Source organism: Pikeienuella piscinae (assembly GCF_011044155.1).
Classification (GTDB): Bacteria; Pseudomonadota; Alphaproteobacteria; order Rhodobacterales; family Rhodobacteraceae; genus Pikeienuella; species Pikeienuella piscinae.
The window spans coordinates 3532648-3551028 of record NZ_CP049056.1 but is presented as its reverse complement, the minus strand read 5'-3'; the positions used below and the strand labels follow the sequence as shown (position 1 = coordinate 3551028).

The following is an 18381-nucleotide window of genomic DNA, read 5'->3' as shown; positions in this document are numbered from 1 at the left end:
GGGGCGCGAACATGACGTGGCGATTCTTTCTGCAATCCTCGATGAGCCTGGCCGCCTTCGCGGCCGCGACCGAAAGCCTGACGAGCGTCGCGCGCGCCGAAGGTCCGATCCTTCTTGAGGATATCGTTGTCGAATCCGCTTCGCGCGACGCACGTTCGGTGCTCGACGCGACAACCGGGGTCACGGTCGTCGATCGCGGCGAGATGGACCGCAGACAGGCGTCGGACTTCGAGGGGCTGATCGGCGACACGCCCGGCCTCACCATCGAGGGTGGCCCGCGCGGCGCCGCGCAGGAGCCAAACATCCGCGGCTTCTCCGATGACCAAGTGGTGCTTCGGCTGGATGGCGGGCGCTTCAATTTCAACCAGGGTCATCGTGGGCGATTCTTCATTGACCCCGAAATCGTCGAACGCGTGGAAGTTATTCGCGGTGGCGGCTCCACACTCCACGGCTCCGGCGCGCTCGGCGGCGTGATCTCCATCGAGACCCGCAACGCTTACGACATGCTGGAGCCGGGCGAGACGATGGGCGCGCGCCTGCGAACGAGCTATGAAACCAACGGCGACGCCTTCGGTCAGACCGGAACGGTCTACGGCGCGACGGGCGGGTTCGACGCGCTCGGCTTTCTCGCCTATCGCGACAAAGGCGCCGACTACCGCGACGGCGACGGCGTGGATATCCGCGCCTCCGAGGTGGATATAGGCAACGGCCTCGCCAAGCTTGGGTATGAGATGGGCGAATCGAGCCGGATCGAGGGGATCTTCTCAATCTACCGGGACGATTCGATCACCCCGGGCGCGCAGGACACTCCGGCGACCGGCGGCAATATCGTGGATCGCGATGCCGAGACGTTGACCGGCCGCCTGAGCTGGGATTACGATCCCGTCGGCGACGACCTCATCGATCTCTCGGTTCTCGCCTATTTCAACACGCTCGACATCGACGAAACCCGCCAGATCGACGGGCGGCGCGACACCACCGATTACGACACGATCGGCTTCGAGGCGTTGAACCGATCCCGTTTCGACGCCGGCGTTCCGGTCGAGCTCGTCTACGGCGTCGAATTCGTACGCGACACCCAGTCGGGCACGCGCGACAGCGCCGCCCGGCTCCAGTTCCCGGACGCCACGGCTACAACCTATGCTGGTTTCGCCGAGGCGACGATCGAAGTGGCCGAAGGGCTGACTATCATCCCCGGGATTCGTTTCGATCGCTATGAACTCGACCCTGACGGGGCGTTCTCGTCACGAAACGAATCGCAGTTCTCACCCCGGATCGGCGTCAGCTACCGCCCGATCCCTCAACTCCAGTTCTACGGCAACCTCGCCCGCGCCTTTCGTGCGCCATCGCTGACCGAACTCTACACCGACGATGTGCATTTCGCGGTTCCGGGTTTCCCGCTCGGCCCGGGGTCGGTCTTCACCGGGGTCAATGAGTTCCAGCCGAATCCTGATCTGAAGCCGGAAACATCCGACCAGATCGAGGTTGGCGCGCGCTTTTCCGACCGCGACGTGATCCAGGCGGGGGACGCGCTCTCCTTCTCCATCGGCGGCTATTACGCCCGGGTGGACAACTTCATTGACCAGCAAGTGAGCTTCATCGATTTCTCGACCGGACAGTTCAACCCGTTGACCGGGAATTTCGAGGTGGGCGGCTCAACCACGAACTTCAATGTGGACGCCGAGCTCTGGGGCGCCGAGGCGGAAATTCGCTATGACGCCGGTCTCTGGTACGCCGGCCTCGGCCTCACCGTTCCGCGCGGAGAGAACGACAGCGGCGATGCGCTTTCCTCACTGCCGCAGGACAGGCTGACGGCGACGGTCGGTTTTCGTCCGACGGACGAGTTCGATCTCGGCCTCCGCGCCACGCTGGCGCGCAAACTCGACAACGGGACGGCGAATGCCGACGGCTACGAGGTTTTCGACGCCTATCTCGCCTACGAGCCGAAATCGCCGCCCTTCGAAGGAATCACGATCCGCGCCGGAGTTGATAATATCTTCGACGAAACCTATCGCATCCAGCCCAGCCAGCTGAACGAACCCGGGCGCACGTTCAAGATCGCCGGTTCGATCAGGTTCTGATCCGAACGAAAGGGGCGTCGCCGTTCGACGGTGACGCCGGTCAACGCCGTTCGACCATCATGTCCGAGAGCTCCGCGCCGCTCTCGGGGTGAAAGACCCGGATGCGCTCCATCCCCGCCGCATCGCGCGTCACGACCGTCAGCGCGTTCGGCGTCGCCCCGACAGCGGTGATCTCCTCGCCCTTCGGCAAAACGATCTCGTCAGCCGCAATCGTCGCGACCTCGCGTTCCGGCGGGCTTTCCATCATGATCCGGATGACAAGCGTCGCGGCGATCGTTAGGACGCCGAAGATCAGCGTCGCCATCAGGACGGCGACCATGCGCCGAAGCGTGCGAAGCTGCGGCGGCTCGGTCCAGTCGTTGGGCCCGGATGAGGAAGGCTGCGCGGGCGTCGGCATGGAACCTGAAACCTCCGAAAACCCGATCCGGCTAACCGCGCCGGCGGAAAGCGCCGGGTCGCGGCTCGACCGTGCGCTCGCCGAACTCGCGCCGGAAGGACTCAGCCGCTCGCGGATCGCCGCGCTGATCCGCGCTGGCGCGGTGACGATCGACGGGCGGACGGTCAGCGACCCTGCGATGAAAGTCAAGCCGGGCGGAACATACCTTGTCGCCCTGCCTGAGCCGGAGGCGCCGGAGCCTCTGCCCGAGGCGATCCCACTCAGCGTCATTCACGAGGACGCGCATCTGATCGTCGTGGACAAGCCCGCCGGCATGGTCGTCCATCCGGCGCCCGGCGCCTGGACCGGTACGCTGGTGAACGCGTTGCTGCATCACTGCGGCGACAGCCTTTCCGGCATTGGCGGCGTGCGACGTCCGGGCATCGTCCACCGGATCGACAAGGACACCACCGGCCTTCTCGTCGTCGCCAAGACCGATGTCGCGCATCACGGGCTTTCGACGCTTTTCGCCAGACATGACATCGACCGCGAGTATCTCGCGCTGACGCGCGGCGTTCCCGACCGCGCCGACCCGCGGCTGATGGGTATGCCCGGACTTTCGATCGATGGGCCCTGGTTCCGTATCGAAACGCTGATCGCTCGACACAGGGCCGACCGCAAGAAGATGGCTGTGGCGAAGGGCGGACCGGGGGCGCGGCGCGCGGTGACGCGATTTCGCGTCGAGCGCCCGCTGGAGGGCGGGGCGTTGATCCGCTGCAGGTTGGAGACCGGGCGCACCCATCAGATCCGCGTTCACCTCGCGCATTTGGGGCACGGGCTGATCGGCGATCAAACCTATGGCCGCGCCGGGCGGGCCGGACTTCCGCCAGAGGCCGCCGCGTTCCCGCGTCAGGCGCTCCACGCGGCGCGGCTCGGCTTTCGCCACCCGGTCAACGGCGATCTGCTGACTTTCTGCTCGGATCCGCCGCCGGATTTCCGCCATCTTGTCGTTAATATACTCGGTAGGTGACGGAACGTCGCTAAACTTGAAACGTTGGCGTAGCCGTCCCAAGTCACCATATGCGCCCTTCCGCGCGAACTGGCAGTTCGAGGAGATGAAATGAGCTATTCAAGCCTTCCCGCCCCGTCTCCGGAAGCCGGTCTCAGCCGCTATCTGACCGAGATCCGCAAGTTCCCGATGCTGGAGCCGGAAGAAGAGTACATGCTGGCGAAAGCCTGGGTCGATCATGAGGACAAGGACGCGGCGCACCGCCTCGTCACCTCGCATCTCCGCCTCGCGGCGAAGATCGCCATGGGCTATCGCGGCTATGGGCTGCCGACGGCCGAGGTTGTCTCGGAGGCCAATGTCGGGCTGATGCAGGCGGTGAAGCGGTTCGACCCGGAGCGGGGCTTCCGCCTCGCCACCTATGCGATGTGGTGGATCCGCGCTTCGATCCAGGAATACATCCTGCGTTCGTGGAGCCTCGTCAAGATGGGCACCACCGCCGGGCAGAAGAAGCTTTTCTTCAACCTCCGGAAGGCGAAGAACCGGATCGGCGCGCTCGAAGAGGGCGACCTTCGCCCCGAGAATGTCGAAACCATCGCCACCCAGCTGAACGTGACGCCGGAAGAGGTTGTCTCGATGAACCGGCGCATGTCCGGCGGCGGAGACGCTTCGCTCAACGCGCCGCTCGGCGGCGCGGATGGCGAGGGGACGGCGGAATGGCAGGATTGGCTGACGGACGAAGACGCCGACCAGGCCAGTGAATACGCCGAACAGGACGAGCTGGAGGGGCGGCGCGAGTTGCTGATCGAAGCGATGTCGTCGCTCAACGAGCGCGAGCGTCACATCCTGACCGAGCGGCGCCTGAAGGACAATCCGGTGACGCTGGAGACGCTTTCCGGCGAATACGACGTAAGCCGCGAACGCATCCGGCAGATCGAGGTCCGCGCCTTCGAAAAGCTCCAGCGCAAGATGCGGGAGTTGGCGGCGGCGAAAGGGCTTCTGCGGCGGGTGAATTAAGCAGCAAGCCGCAAGCGGCCGTCACTTGTTTGCGGCTTTCTTCGGATCCGACAAATCGCCACGCCGCCCAAACCGGGATCTGCCGGAATCCTCACCTATCTGGAACGTGCGGGTCGGGCGCCGCCGCCAGAATCGCGAGCGATGCCGCCGCGCCACAGCGCGGACTAGCGACCCTCGCGCCGCAGATCCGGCGGCGTCGCCTCGTCCCTGAACGCAGACACGGCGGCGTCCAGCGCCATCACGTTCTGGCCCTTGTCGCCGAGCCGCCGGACGGCGACCGTCCGGTCGGCGACCTCCCGCCCGCCGACGGCGAGGATCAGCGGCACCTTGCCGACCGAGTGTTCGCGGACCTTGTAGTTGATCTTCTCGTTCCGCGTGTCGGCCTCCGCCCGGAGCCCGGACTTCACCAGCGCCGCCGCGACTTCTTCGGCGTAGTCGTCCGCCTCGGAAGTGATCGTCGCCACGACGATCTGCCGGGGTGCGAGCCAGAGCGGCAGCTTGCCGGCGTAGTTCTCGATCAGGATGCCGATGAAGCGCTCGAACGAGCCGAGGATCGCCCGGTGCAGCATGTAGGGGCGGTGTTTCGCTCCGTCCTCGCCGACATATTCGGCCCCGAGCCGCGCGGGCAGGTTCGGGTCCACCTGGAACGTCCCGCATTGCCATTCGCGGCCGATGGCGTCGGTCAGCTTGAAGTCCAGCTTTGGCCCGTAGAAGGCGCCCTCGCCGGGATCGACCTCGTAATCGAGGCCGAGCTTCTCGATCGCGCTTTCCAGCGCGCCCTCGACCCGATCCCAGGCCTCGTCGCTGCCGATCCGCACCTCGGGCCGGGTCGAGAACTTGATGTCGAACCCCTCGAAGCCGAGGTCCTCGTAGACCGAGGAGAGTAGTTCGATGAAACGCCTGGTTTCATCCTCGATCTGCTCGCCGGTGCAGAAGATGTGCGCGTCGTCCTGGGTGAAGCCGCGCACCCGCATCAGCCCATGCATCGAGCCGGAGCTTTCATAGCGATGGCAGGAGCCGAACTCCGCCATCCGGAGCGGCAGGTCGCGGTAGCTTTTCAACCCGTGATTATAGATCTGCACGTGGCAGGGGCAGTTCATCGGTTTCAGCGCGTTGGTGCGTTTCGCGTTGGCGTGTTCACCCGCGCCCGAGCCTTCGTCGATCTCGGTGATGAACATGTTCTCGCGATAGGCCTCCCAATGGCCCGACGCCTCCCATAGCTTGCGGTCCACCACCTGCGGCGTGCGGATCTCGCGATACCCCGCGGCGTCGAGCCGGCGGCGCATGTATTCCTCAAGCGCGCGATATACGCGCCAGCCGTTCGGGTGCCAGAACACCATCCCCGGCGCCTCTTCCTGAAAGTGGAAAAGCTCCAGCTCGCGGCCGATCTTCCGGTGATCGCGCTTCTCGGCCTCCTCCAGCATGGTGAGATAGGCGTCGAGTTCGGGCTTCGAGGCGAAGGCGACGCCATAAATGCGCTGAAGCATCTTGTTGCTGCTGTCGCCGCGCCAATATGCCCCGGCGACCTTCATCAGCTTGAAGCCATCGGCGGAAACCTGCCCGGTATGGACAAGATGCGGGCCGCGGCAGAGGTCCTGCCAGTCCCCATGCCAATACATCCGGATCGGCTCCCCGTCCGGAATCGCCTCTACCAGTTCGACTTTGTAGGGCTCGTTGTTCGCCTTGTAATGGGCGATGGCGCGGGCGCGGTCCCAGATCTCGTAGCGCACCGGGTCGCGCGCGGCGATGATCTGGCGCATCCGTTTCTCGATGGCGGCGAAATCCTCGTCCGAGAACGGCGTCTCCCGGTCGAAATCATAATACCAGCCATTCTCGATCACCGGGCCGATGGTGACTTTCACATCCGGCCATAGCTCCTGCACCGCCCGGGCCATGATATGGGCGCAGTCATGGCGGATGAGGCCGAGCGCGTCCGCCTTGTCCTTCGCAGTGACGACCTCGAGCGCCGCGTCGCGCTCGATCGGTTCGGAAAGATCGGCAAGCCGGCCGTCGATCCGGCAGGCGAGCGCCGCCTTCCCCAGCGAAGGCGAAATTGCCGCCGCGATATCCGCCCCGGTGACGCCGGTCGCGCACGTCCGCTCCGCCCCGTCGGGAAGAGTGATCGTCACGTTTCGCGCGCCGTCGGCCATGGGTCCGTCTCCGGTTTCGGGTTTGTTTTGCGCGCGCAAAATCCGCGCGACGGCTCTCGAAGTCAATCCGCCGCGCCGGAGGACGAAGCGGCGTCTCTCAGCGACCGATAACGTTGACCGGCGTCTTGAGATAAGTGACGCCGTTATCCTCCGCCGGCGGCATCTTTCCTGCGCGCATGTTCACCTGGATCGACGGGATCAGCAGCTTCGGCGCGCCCAGCTTCGCATCCTTCGCTTCGCGCATCGCGACGAACTCGTCCTCGCTGACGCCGTCGCGGACATGCGGGTTCGCTTCGCGCTGCGCGCCGACCGTGGTTCGCCAGGCGAATTCCTCGCGCCCCGGCGCCTTGTAATCATGACATATCCAGAGCGTCGTCTGTGGATGATGATCCAGGATGCGGCGAATCGAACGATAGAGCGTGCGCGCGTCGCCGCCCGGAAAATCGCAGCGCGCGGTGCCGAAATCCGGCATGAAGAGCGTATCGCCGACGAAAATGTTCTCGTCGATCCGGTATGAACCGCAAGCAGGCGTATGGCCGGGGGTGGAAAGATATTCGCACTCGATCCCGCCGATCATGAAGGCTTCGCCATCCGCGAAAAGATGGTCGAACTGCGAGCCGTCGCGCGCGAAACCGCGCTCGGCGTTGTAGATCTCGCCGAATGTGTGCTGAACCTCGGTGATCCGCGCGCCGATTCCGACCCGCCCGCCGGCCTTGTCGCGCAGATAGGGCGCGGCCGAGAGGTGATCGGCGTGGACATGCGTCTCCAGTATCCAGTCCAGCGCCAGCCCCTCCCCCGCGAGATGGGCGAGGATGCGGTCGGCATGGCTCGTCGCCGTTCGTCCGGCCGCCATGTCGTAGTCGAGCACGCTGTCGATCACGGCCGCGCGCCGCGTCTCGGGATCGGAGACGACATAAGAGACGGTGTTGCTGTCTTCGTGAAAGAAGGCTTCGATTTCAGGCTGCATGGTAGGCTCCGTTCATTTCACGGGAACATAATGTTAAATCGAGCGCGACGCCATTCACGCTTTTCTGCAACGCCCCGTCGTTGCATGTTCAATCCGACGATTCCCAGCCAGAGAGGATAGCAGATGACCGGCAAGATCGACGCCCGCCTGAAGGAGCTTGGCGTAGAAATTCCCGACGCCCCGACCCCGGCGGCGAATTACGTGCCGCACGTGCGCGCGGGCGATCTGGTCTTCATCTCCGGCCAGGTCTCCGGCCGGCCCGGCGACCTGATCGTCGGCAAACTTGGCGCCGGCATGGACGCCGAGGCGGGCGCTGCGGCGGCGCGCGCCTGCGCGATCAGCCTCATCGCTCAGATGAAGGCCGCCTGCGGCGGCAATCTCGATCGGGTCGCGCGGGTGGTCAAGCTGACCGGTTTCGTCAATTCCGCCCCGGATTTCCCGGATCACCCGAAAGTGATCAACGGCTGCTCCGATCTGATGGTCGAGGTTTTCGGCGACAAGGGACGCCACGCGCGCTCCGCCGTCGGCGTCGCCAATCTCCCTTTCGGCGTCGCGGTCGAGGTCGAAGCGATCTTCGAGATCGACTGAGCGCGCGATGTCGCCCCGCCCCGCTCTTCCGGCCGTCTTTCTGGCCCTGCCGCTGGCGCACCGGGGGCTTCATGACCGCGCGGCTGGCGTGATCGAGAATTCCCGCGTCGCATTCGAGGCGGCGATCCGGGGCGGCTACGGAATCGAACTCGACCTTCAGCTTTCCGCCGATGGCGAGGCGATGGTCTTTCACGATGACGACCTCGACCGCCTTACCGAGGCCGAGGGGCCGGTCGGCCTCCGCAGCGCCACCGAACTTGGCGAAATCCGACTTGGCGAGGGTGACGAGACGATCCCGACGCTGACGGAAGTTCTCTCTCTCGTCGCCGGACGCGTCCCGCTTCTCGTCGAGATCAAGGATCAGAGCCGCGCCATGGCGTCCGTGGACGGGCGGCTGGAGCGGCGGGCGGCGGCGCTGCTCAGCGCCTATGACGGCCCGGCGGCGCTGATGTCGTTCAACCCGCATTCCGTGACCGAATGCCGCGGCGCCGCACCGGAGATTCCGCGCGGCCGCACCACCTGCGCCTTTGCGGAGGGGCCTTGGGGCCGGCTGCCGGCCGCGCGGCGCGCCGCCCTCGCGCGGCTGGACGACCTTGACGCGCTCGGCTGCAGCTTCATTTCGCATCAGCATGACGATCTTCGGTCCGATGCGGTGGCGAAGGTGAAGGCTTCCGGGCGTCCGGTCCTCGCCTGGACGATCCGCAGCCGGGAGGAGGAGGAAGCCGCGCGCGCAGTCGCCGACAACATCACCTTCGAGGGTTACGCCGCGTGAGCGAGGAGGCGCTCTTCTCGATCGATGTGCTGAACGGTATCGCCGCCATCGATCCGGCGGACTGGGACCATTGCGCCTGCCCGGAGGCCGCCGATGGCGGCCGACCCATCGACCCGTTCACCACGCATCGCTTCCTGCTGGCGCTGGAGGACAGCGGCTCCGTCTCCGACGCCGCCGGCTGGTATCCGCGTCATCTCGCGGCGCGGGCCGGCGACGGACGGCTTTCCGGCGTCATGCCGCTTTACGGCAAGACCCACAGCCAGGGCGAGTATGTGTTCGACCAGAACTGGGCGCATGCGTTCGAGCACGCCGGCGGCGAATACTACCCCAAATTGCAGGGCGCGGTTCCCTTCACCCCCGCCCCGGGGCGGCGCCTCCTGACCCCTCCGGATGCGCCCGAAGGGGCCGATCTGGCGCTGATCCAGGGCGCGATCCGGCTGGCGGAGACGAATGGGCTCTCCTCGCTTCACATCACCTTTTGCACCGAAGAGGAGTGGCGGCGCGGCGGCGAATTCGGACTGCTGCAACGCGAGGACCAGCAGTTTCACTGGCAGAACCGGGGATATGAGACTTTCGACGATTTCCTCGTCGACCTCGCGAGCCGCAAGCGCAAAAACCTCCGCAAGGAGCGCGCGGCGGCGACAGCGAACGGCGTCACGATCCACCGCCTGACCGGCGACGAAATCCGCCCTGAGCACTGGGACGCTTTCTGGCGCTTCTATCAGGACACCGGCGCGCGCAAATGGGGCCGCCCCTATCTGACCCGCGCTTTTTTCGACATAGCGCAGGAACGACTTCGCGGCGACATCATGCTCATCCTCTGCGCGCGCGACGGGCGCTGGATCGCCGGCGCACTGAATTTCATCGGCCGCGAGACGCTTTTCGGCAGATATTGGGGCTGCGTCGAGGATCACCCCTTCCTGCACTTCGAGACATGTTACTATCAGGCGATCGACGCCGCGCTGGAACTTGGCCTCACCCGGGTCGAGGCCGGCGCGCAGGGCGCGCACAAGTTGGCGCGCGGCTACATGCCAACCCCAACCTGGTCGCTTCACCACATCACCGAGCCGCGCTTTCGACGCGCCGTCGGCGCTTATCTTGAACGCGAACGCCGCGCGGTCGATGAAGAGATCGAATTCCTGAAGCGCCGGGGCCCCTACCGGAAAGGAGCCGAAGATGGCTAAGAAACTCACCGAAGACGAACGCGCCGCCGCGATGCCGGCGCTCAACGCCGCGTCATGGGCGCACGAGCCGGAGCGGGACGTGCTGAAAAAGACTTTCCGTTTCAAGAGCTTCGTCCGCGCCTGGGGCTGGATGAGCGCGGTCGCGCTCGAGGCGGAAAAACTGAACCACCATCCCGAATGGTCGAACGTCTATGGAACGGTCGAGGTCACACTCACCACCCATGACGCAAGCGGGTTGACCGAGCTCGACCTGAAACTGGCTCGGAAGATGGACGCACTCGCGCGCGGCTAAGCGCGCGCGCGCCGACTGCGGCCGCCGGCGAGACGCGCCCTGACGTCCGCAAGCGATTGCGTCGGCTTTGCCGCAAGCGTAGCTTCCGGACCGGTCAGTCAACGAGGTCCGCGATGAACAAACCCCACGAGCCCAACTCATGGGAAGCGCGCGCTATGGCGAACGTCATGGCGGGCTTCACCGACTTTCCGACGCTGCATGAGCGCGGTCCGATGATCCTGACCCACGGCAAGGGCGTGAGGCTCTATGACACCGCCGGGCGCGATTATCTCGACGCGAATTCCGGGCTCTGGAACGTCGTATGCGGCTGGGACCATGAAGGGCTGATCGAGGCGATGGTGGCGCAGACCCGCCGCTTTCCGGCCTATCACGCCTTTTTCGGCCGGATGGCGGACACTTCTGTGGAGCTTTCGGAAAAGCTCATCGAAGTCTCGCCCTTCGCGACCGGCCGCGTCTTTTTCACCAATTCCGGCTCGGAAGCCAACGACACGATGGTGAAAATGCTCTGGATGATGAACCGCGCCGAGGGCAAGCCGGAGCGGCGGAAGATCATCACGCGGATCAATTCCTATCACGGCGTCACCGCGGTTTCCGCGTCGATGACCGGAAAGCCCTATAATGAGCATTTCGGCCTGCCGCTCCCCGGATTTCTCCATGCCGACTGCCCACACTACTGGCGTTTCGGCGAGGAGGGGGAGAGCGAAGCGGAGTTCACCGCGCGGATGGCCCGGAATCTGGAGGAGCTGATCGAGAGGGAGGGTCCGGAGACCATCGCCGGCTTCTTCGCCGAGCCGGTAATGGGCGCCGGCGGCGTCATCCCACCTTCGAAGGGCTATTTCGAGGCGATCCAACCGGTCCTGAAAAGACACGGCATACCCTTCATTTCCGACGAGGTGATCTGCGGCTTCGGGCGCACGGGCGCGGTCTGGGGCGCGGAGACCTACGGAATCGAGCCGGACGCGATCATCGCCTCCAAGGCTCTGACCTGCGGTTTCATGCCGCTCGGCGCGGTGATCCTCGGCGACGCGTTCGCTGAGCGGATGCAGGCGGCGGCGGAGAAGATCGAGGAGTTTCCACACGGCTTCACCTCCTCCGGCCACCCGGTCGCCTGCGCGGTCGGGTTGAAGGCGATAGAGATCATTCTCGAGGAGGGGTTGCTCGCGAATGTGCGAATGATCAGCCCGTATTTCATGAAGCGCCTCAATGCGCTGGCGGATCATCCGCTCGGCGGCGAAGCGCGCGGGATCGGGCTGATGGGCGCGCTCGAAGTGGTCGCGGAGAAGGCGACGAAGACCCCGTTCGACGGCGCGCTCTCGGTCTCGGAACGCATCGCCAACGCCTGCCTAGATCAGGGGCTGATCTGCCGCCCGCTCGGCCAGGCCGTCGTCCTTTGTCCGCCCTTCATCATGGACGAGACGCTGCTCGACGAAATGTTCGACAAGCTGGAGACGGCGCTCGACAAGGTCGCGGAGGGATTGAAAGCGTAATGTGTTCCCGACCTTGAACCGGGACCCCGAACCGCACCCCCTATCTACTGAGCTCCCGGCTCAGCGCCGGGATCAGCCGCGTCGGTCGCGGCGAGCTTCCCGCCCCTCGCGCCAATCGACCGGACCGGACCACCAGAAATGCGCGAGGTTCAAGAACCAGGGCGCGCCGCCGATATGATAGGGTCGGCTCTCCAGCCGCGTCTTCGCATAGGCCGTCTCGCCGGCCGGGTCGCCGAGCGCCCTGAGCGCCGCCTTCCGCCCCAGCCACGGCGAGAGCGCGACGCCGTTGCCGCAATAGCCAAAGGCGAAATGCGCCCCCTCATGTTCGCCGACATGCGGAATGCGGGCGAAGGTGAAGCCGGTCCAGCCGCGCCATGAATGACTGAGCCGCCAGGCCGCCGCCTCGGGCCAGATCTCCGCCATCGTGCGCTGAAGTCGCTTAGCCGCAGTCCGCTGATCCATGTTGTAAAGCGCCGCGCGGCCGCCGAAGAGAATTCGGGTTCCGTCCGGCGAGGGGCGGAAATAGGAATGCCGCGCCCGGCTCTCCACCATCATGTGACGGCCCGGCGCCACCTGGTCGATCACCTCCGCCGGCAGCGGCTCCGTCGCGACGATGAAGCTCGGCAGGCGGAAAATCCGCCGCGCGACCCAGCCGAGCCCACGCCCGGTATAGCCGTTGGTGGCGATCACCAGCCGGCGCGCAGTGACTTCGCCGCGCGGCGTGGTGAGGCGAAAGCCCCCCGCGCCGCCGGCGACCCGCGTCACCGGGCATTCGGCGTTGATCGAGACCCCGGCCTCCATCGCCAGCCGCGTCAGCCCGTCATGCGCGCGGCGCGGATGGACGCCTCCATGGTCCGGGTAAAGCGCGCCGCCGAAATAGAGGTCCGAGCGGACATGCTGCGCGAGTTCGTCGCGCTCGACGATCCGCACGCACTGCGGGGCGACCCGTTCGATGACATCGACGCGGGCCTTCATCGCCTCGAAATGAGCCTTGGTGTAAGCGAGTTGAATGCGCCCCGCCTGCTGGAATCCGGCGTCGAACCCGCGCCCGGTGTAGAGCCGGCGAGTGTAGGCGTAGGCCTCTAGTCCCTCACGCGCGAGTTGCGTTCCCACCTCCTCGCCATAGGTCTTCAGTTCCTCGACGAAACCCGGCCTGTGCGGCGCGCCGATCATGCCGCCGTTTCGGGTCGAGGCCCCCTCGCCCGGCCGCATCGCATCGAAGAGCGCGACGGAAGCGCCGGCCCCGGCCGCAGTCAGAGCCGCCGACATGCCCGTGAAGCCGCCACCGATAACCGCGAGATCGACCCGCCGCGGCGGCTCGGCGGCGAACTCCGGCGCGGGCGCCGTGTCCTCCCACCAATAGGGCGTCATTTTCATCATCTTATCCCATCAAGCCGCGGCGAATCATGTTCAGCCCCATCAACAGGAAGAACACCAGCACCGCCTTTTGAAACCGCGCGTCGGCCATTTTCCGGCGCACCCGTTCGCCGAGCGTGAAGCCAAGAAAGGTCGGGATCAGCATAACCAGCGACCAGAGAAATATCTCCATGGTGATCAGACGGTTGACCACATAGCCCGCGAACATTGGCGCCCCGCCGAGCAAAAAGAGCAGCCCCATCGAGCGCACCATCTCCGATTTCGGCAGCCGCATCGACAGGAGCATGATCAGCAATGGCGGCGACCAGAGACCGGTGAGCCCGCCCATCACCCCGGACGCGAGCCCGAATCCGATCTGCGCCGGTCTCTCCCACCGCCGGGGAAGAGGGGGCGGCCGGCGGTAAAGGTTGGCGGCCGCGAAGATCGCGATCGCAATCCCGGTGGCCAGCGTGACCGTCTCCGGGGTCGCTTCGGCGGCGACGCCGGAAAAGAGGAATATCGAAACGCCGAGCGTCGCCGCGTAGGGCCAGAATCGTAGGAACGGCTCTCGCCAACCGCCCTCGCGATAGACCTGCCAAAGGTTGGACGTGATGACCGGCAGGAGCCCGACGGCGATGGCGACGCGCGGGTCGGTGACCTGCGATAGCACCGCGATCACCGTGGTCGGCAAGCCGATGCCGAGCGCGCCCTTCACTGTCCCGGCGAGAAGAAAGACGAATGGCGCCAGCCAGATGATCGATTCCAATTGCGCCCCCCAGCGACTGTCTCCGTCTCGATAGCACCGCCGCAGGGCTGGCGCGAGAGGCGCGCCGACGCTATCGAGCCCGACATGAACATCGGCCCGCCGCCCCCTCTCGACTATCGCCCGCCGGCAGGAACGCTACGCGTCGTCCACCACGATGCGGACATCCTGGTGGTGGAGAAACCAGCAGGCCTTCTCTCCGTGCCGGGCAAGGGTGAGGATCTCGCCGAGTGCGCGGAGAGCAGGGTGCGGGCGACGCACCCGGGCGCGCGGAGCGTGCATCGGCTCGACCTGGCGACCTCGGGCCTTTTGCTCTTCGCGCTCAACGCGCGCGCGCACCGCATTCTTTCCGGCCAGTTCGAGAAGCGGATCGTGGAAAAGCGCTACGAAGCGGAAGTCTGGGGCGCCCCGGCTGCGGAAAGCGGACGTATCGACGCGCCGATGCGCGTCGACTGGCCGAACCGGCCGAAACAGATGATCGCGGCGGACGGCCGCCGCGCGGTGACTGATTGGGAAGTGATCGAAAGGCGACCCGAGACCACCCGCCTCGCGCTGCGTCCGCTCACCGGACGCAGCCACCAGTTGCGGGTTCACCTCGCCCACGGGCTCGGACTGCCGATCCTTGGCGACAGGTTCTACGCGACCGGATCCGCCGTTGACGCCGCGCCCGCCCTCGCGCTGCGCGCGGTCGCGCTCGGCTGGCGCAGCCCGGCGGACGGCGCCTGGATTCGCGTCGCGCTTTGAAGCGGCTCAGGGCGTATAGGAGGAGATTTTCGAGCCTTCGAGACCGAGGCCGGCCATCAGGCCCGACTGGTTGAAAATCACCGCGTAAATATCCTTGCCAAGCATCGAGGACGAAAATTTCGTGGCGGCGCCCTGTTCGAGTACCACGACGCTCGGTCCCGCGCCGACCTCCCAGCCGTCATTCTCGTCCATGTAGTCGATTGCGTCCTCATTCATGAAGAAGAGCGCGTAGCCGAATGTCTGCGCCCCGGCCTGAAGGCCATAGGAGACGGCGAGGGACGAATAGTAGCCGACCGCCTCCTCTCCTCGTAACAGGGCGCCTTTGCCGCCGGCGCCGCCGACCAGCAATCCGGCCTTCAGGATCTTGGGAAAGACCAGCACCGCCACAGCCTTTTCGCTGACGGCCGCCACGGCGCCGTCCTTCGCTACAAGCTGCGATAGCGCCGCCAATGAGTCCTGCCGCAACGCTTCGGCCTCCGCCTGACCCGCTGCGGCCGGCGCCGCTGTGAATATCGCCAGGAGGAGCGCCGCGCAAAACCCGGCGATGCTCCGGCCGGTGGTGCGGAAGATACTCTCGATCATGCCTGGCCCTCGCTTCTGCGCCCCTCATCCGACAGCCGGACGACGGCGGCGCGTCTTTCGCTGGATCATAACCGAAGGCGCAGAACGTCCAAAACTGAATTATTCACTCCGCCGCAACCGCCTCCCCGGCGTCGGTCACGCGGCATGCGGAGAATTTGAACTCCGGAATCTTGCCATAAGGGTCGAGCTGCGGATTGGTCAGAACATTGGCCGCCGCCTCGACGAAGGCGAAGGGGATGAAGACCATGTCCTCGGCCACCGCCCGGTCGGCCCGCGCCATGACCGTGATCGCGCCCCGGCGCGTCTCGATCCGGATCATTCCGCCGGGCGCGACGCCAAGGGCGCGCAGCGTCTTCGGATGGAGCGAAGCGTTCGCCTCCGGCTCGACCGCGTCCAACACTTTGGCGCGGCGGGTCATCGAGCCGGTGTGCCAGTGCTCCAATTGCCGTCCCGTGGTCAGGATCATCGGGAACTCGGGGTCCGGCGTCTCCGCCGGCGCGGTCACCATGGCCGGCGTGAAACGGGCCCGTCCCTCCGGCCGCGGAAAACCGTCGCCGAAGACCACCGCTTGGCCCGGATCCTCCGGCGAGAGCGAGGGATAGGTGACGACGTTCTCACGCTCCAACCGCTCCCAGGTAATGTTGTCGAGGGATTTCATGCCACGTTTCATCTCGGCGAAAATCTCGGACGGGTGCCTATAGGTCCAGTCGAGCCCGAGCCGCGTCGCCAGATCGACGATGATCCGCCAGTCCTCTCGCGCTTCGCCCGGCGGGGTGAGCGCCGGGCGGCCCATCTGCACCTGGCGGTTGGTGTTGGTCACGGTTCCGGTCTTCTCAGCCCAGGCGGAAGCCGGCAGGATCACGTCAGCGTAATTCGCCGTCTCTGTGATGAAGAGATCCTGCACCACCAGATGCTCCAGCTTCCCGAGCGCGGCGCGCGCGTGTTCCACATCGGGGTCCGACATCGCGGGATTCTCGCCGAGAATGTACATCCCCCGGATATCGCCCGCGTGGATCGCGTCCATGATCTCGACGACAGTCAGGCCCGGCTCGGCGTCCCAGCCCTCCATCTCCCAGATCGACTGAAAGAGGCTTCTCACGCCATCGTCGCCGACAGGTTGATAATCGGGCAGGAACATCGGGATCATGCCGGCGTCGGAGGCGCCCTGCACATTGTTCTGGCCACGGAGCGGATGCAGCCCGGTGCCCGGCCGCCCGATCTGCCCGGTCATCAGCGCGAGCGAGATCAGGCAGCGCGAATTGTCAGTGCCGTGGATGTGCTGGCTGACGCCCATGCCCCAGAAGATCATCGCCGAGCGCGCGGTTGCGAAGGCGCGCGCGACCGCCCTCACCTCCTCCGCCGGGATTCCGCAGAGTGGCTCCATCTTCTCCGGGCTAAAGCCTTTCAGGTGCTCCTTCTGGGCTTCGAAGTTCTCCGTGTAGGCGGCGATATACTGCTCATCCGTCAGCCCTTCCTCGACGATCACATGCATGATCGCGTTCAGCAGCGCGACATCGGCGCCTGGGCGGAACTGCAGCATGTGGGTCGCGAACCGCCGGAGACCGACACCGCGCGGGTCCGCGACGATCAGCTTGCCGCCACGTTTGGTGAATTGCTTGAAATAGGTCGCGGCGACCGGATGATTTTCGATCGGGTTGGCGCCAATCACCAAAGCGACATCGGCGTTGGCGATCTCGTTGAAGGTCGCGGTGACGGCGCCCGAGCCGACATTCTCCATCAGCGCCGCGACCGAGGACGCATGACAGAGCCGCGTGCAGTGATCGACATTGTTGTGCCGGAAGCCCTGCCGGATCAGCTTCTGAAAGAGATAGGCCTCCTCGTTCGAACATTTGGCTGAACCAAAACCGGCGATGGCGCGCCCGCCCCGCTCCTCGCGTAGCCGGCCGAGACCGGCCGCGGCGAAATCCAGCGCCTCCTCCCAGCTCGCTTCGCGAAAATGCGTCAGCGGGTTCGACGGGTCGACGTTCAGCCCCTTTTCCGGCGCATCGTCGCGCCGGATCAGCGGCCTCAAAAGCCGATGCGGATGCGCGATATAGTCGAAGCCGAACCGTCCCTTTACGCAGAGCCGGTTCTCGTTCGAGGGGCCGGGGGCGCCGTCGACATATTTGATCTTGTCATCCTTGATCTTGAATGAGATCTGGCAGCCGACGCCGCAATAGGGGCAGACCGAGCGGACCTCCCGGTCATAGTCGGCGCTGTCGCCGTGCTGCGCTCCGTCCATCGCCGTCGCCGGCATCAACGCCCCGGTCGGGCAGGCCTGCACGCATTCGCCGCAGCCGACGCAGGTGGAGGCGCCCATTGGATCGTTCATGTCGAAGGCGATCTTCGCGTCCCGACCACGCCCCGTCATTCCGATAACATCGTTGACCTGCACTTCACGGCAGGCCCGGACGCAGAGATTGCAGTGGATGCAGGCGTCCAGATTCACCTTCATGGCGACGTGGCTGTCGTCGAGAAGCGGCACGCGCTCGCGCTCGACCGTGGGGAACCGGCTCAAGGAAACGCCCTGACTGTCCGCCATTTCCCACAGGTGTGAAGACCGGTCGCGCGCGGCCTCGCGCTCCGGCTGGTCCGCGAGGAGCAACTCCATCACCATCGCGCGGGCTTTCTTCGCCCGCTCGCCGCGGGTGTTCACCACCATGCCCGCAGTCGGCCGGCGGATGCAGGAAGCGGCCAGAACGCGCTCGCCCTCGATCTCCACCATACAGGCGCGGCAGTTGCCATCGGCGCGATAGCCCGGCTCATCAAGATGGCAGAGATGCGGGATGCGGGCGCCGCGCTCCTTCGCAATTTCCCATATCGTCTGATCCGCTCGCGCGACGACCGCCTCGCCGTCGAGGGTGAATTCGATTTCATCACTCATCGTAGGGGTCCTTCTAGCTTCAGCGCGAAGGATAGCGGCGCAAATCGTTTTGGTGAACGGGTTAGCGACAGGGCCGCGCGAATTCCCGACCAAAGTCGGAACGACGGCGTCGCGTTTCAACGACGGCCGTTC

The 18381-nt window shown here is 65.6% G+C and carries 16 protein-coding genes; 9 read left to right on the top strand and 7 right to left on the bottom strand.

Going from position 1 to position 18381, the window contains the following annotated elements:
- Positions 1–11: 11 nt before the first annotated feature.
- A complete protein-coding gene (locus G5B40_RS16870) occupies positions 12–2081 on the top strand; it encodes a TonB-dependent hemoglobin/transferrin/lactoferrin family receptor (protein ID WP_165101018.1) in 2070 nt (689 codons plus the stop codon).
- A gap of 40 nt (positions 2082–2121) precedes the next feature.
- On the opposite strand, the gene G5B40_RS16865 is transcribed toward G5B40_RS16870, so the two are convergent.
- On the bottom strand, positions 2122–2478 hold the full coding sequence (locus tag G5B40_RS16865; protein WP_165101015.1) for a DUF6476 family protein: 357 nt from the start codon (positions 2476–2478) through the stop codon (positions 2122–2124).
- On the opposite strand from G5B40_RS16865, the gene G5B40_RS16860 reads away from it, so the two are divergent.
- On the top strand, positions 2477–3487 hold the full coding sequence (locus G5B40_RS16860) for an RluA family pseudouridine synthase (protein WP_165101012.1): 1011 nt from the start codon (positions 2477–2479) through the stop codon (positions 3485–3487). The two genes, G5B40_RS16865 and G5B40_RS16860, sit on opposite strands and share 2 nt — an antisense overlap.
- 90 nt (positions 3488–3577) lie before the next feature.
- Positions 3578–4480, top strand: a complete 903-nt coding sequence (rpoH, locus tag G5B40_RS16855) for an RNA polymerase sigma factor RpoH (protein WP_165101009.1) — start codon at positions 3578–3580, stop codon at positions 4478–4480.
- A 164-nt stretch (positions 4481–4644) separates the two neighbouring features.
- Here rpoH and thrS read toward each other — a convergent pair whose 3' ends face one another.
- Complete coding sequence (thrS, locus tag G5B40_RS16850; protein ID WP_165101006.1) at positions 4645–6630, bottom strand: threonine--tRNA ligase; 1986 nt, start codon at positions 6628–6630, stop codon at positions 4645–4647.
- A 97-nt stretch (positions 6631–6727) separates the two neighbouring features.
- On the bottom strand, positions 6728–7597 hold the full coding sequence (locus tag G5B40_RS16845; RefSeq protein WP_165101003.1) for an MBL fold metallo-hydrolase: 870 nt from the start codon (positions 7595–7597) through the stop codon (positions 6728–6730).
- 123 nt (positions 7598–7720) lie between these two features.
- Here G5B40_RS16845 and G5B40_RS16840 point away from each other — a divergent pair, with 123 nt between their 5' ends.
- From G5B40_RS16840 to G5B40_RS16820, 5 genes are all read left to right on the top strand, one after another.
- Positions 7721–8185, top strand: a complete 465-nt coding sequence (locus G5B40_RS16840) for a RidA family protein (protein ID WP_165100999.1) — start codon at positions 7721–7723, stop codon at positions 8183–8185.
- A gap of 7 nt (positions 8186–8192) precedes the next feature.
- Positions 8193–8957: a glycerophosphodiester phosphodiesterase family protein gene (locus tag G5B40_RS16835; RefSeq protein WP_165100996.1), complete on the top strand. Its 765-nt coding sequence runs from the start codon at positions 8193–8195 to the stop codon at positions 8955–8957.
- Positions 8954–10141, top strand: a complete 1188-nt coding sequence (locus G5B40_RS16830; RefSeq protein WP_165100994.1) for a GNAT family N-acetyltransferase — start codon at positions 8954–8956, stop codon at positions 10139–10141. The genes G5B40_RS16835 and G5B40_RS16830 overlap by 4 nt, the downstream gene beginning before the upstream one ends.
- Entirely contained in the window at positions 10134–10433 is a 300-nt protein-coding gene (locus G5B40_RS16825) for a 4a-hydroxytetrahydrobiopterin dehydratase (protein WP_165100991.1), read from the top strand. The genes G5B40_RS16830 and G5B40_RS16825 overlap by 8 nt, the downstream gene beginning before the upstream one ends.
- Before the next feature lie 113 nt (positions 10434–10546).
- Positions 10547–11920 (top strand): aminotransferase, encoded by a 1374-nt coding sequence (locus G5B40_RS16820; RefSeq protein ID WP_165100988.1) that lies wholly within the window; start codon positions 10547–10549, stop codon positions 11918–11920.
- 72 nt (positions 11921–11992) lie between these two features.
- On the opposite strand, the gene G5B40_RS16815 is transcribed toward G5B40_RS16820, so the two are convergent.
- Together G5B40_RS16815 and G5B40_RS16810 are read right to left on the bottom strand one after the other, a co-directional pair.
- On the bottom strand, positions 11993–13297 hold the full coding sequence (locus G5B40_RS16815) for an NAD(P)/FAD-dependent oxidoreductase (protein WP_165100985.1): 1305 nt from the start codon (positions 13295–13297) through the stop codon (positions 11993–11995).
- A gap of 4 nt (positions 13298–13301) precedes the next feature.
- The gene (locus tag G5B40_RS16810) at positions 13302–14042 is read right to left on the bottom strand and encodes a sulfite exporter TauE/SafE family protein (protein WP_165100982.1); all 741 of its coding nucleotides are present in this window, start codon (positions 14040–14042) and stop codon (positions 13302–13304) included.
- An 84-nt stretch (positions 14043–14126) separates the two neighbouring features.
- On the opposite strand from G5B40_RS16810, the gene G5B40_RS16805 reads away from it, so the two are divergent.
- Positions 14127–14783: an RluA family pseudouridine synthase gene (locus G5B40_RS16805; protein WP_165100979.1), complete on the top strand. Its 657-nt coding sequence runs from the start codon at positions 14127–14129 to the stop codon at positions 14781–14783.
- A 6-nt stretch (positions 14784–14789) separates the two neighbouring features.
- Here G5B40_RS16805 and G5B40_RS16800 read toward each other — a convergent pair whose 3' ends face one another.
- Positions 14790–15365, bottom strand: coding sequence for a lipid-binding SYLF domain-containing protein (locus G5B40_RS16800; RefSeq protein ID WP_165100976.1), 576 nt, complete (start codon positions 15363–15365; stop codon positions 14790–14792).
- 103 nt (positions 15366–15468) lie between these two features.
- Positions 15469–18249 carry a formate dehydrogenase subunit alpha gene (gene fdhF / locus G5B40_RS16795; RefSeq protein ID WP_165100973.1) on the bottom strand — a complete coding sequence of 927 codons (2781 nt, stop codon included), beginning with the start codon at positions 18247–18249 and terminating at the stop codon, positions 15469–15471.
- Between the last annotated feature and the right edge of the window lie 132 nt (positions 18250–18381).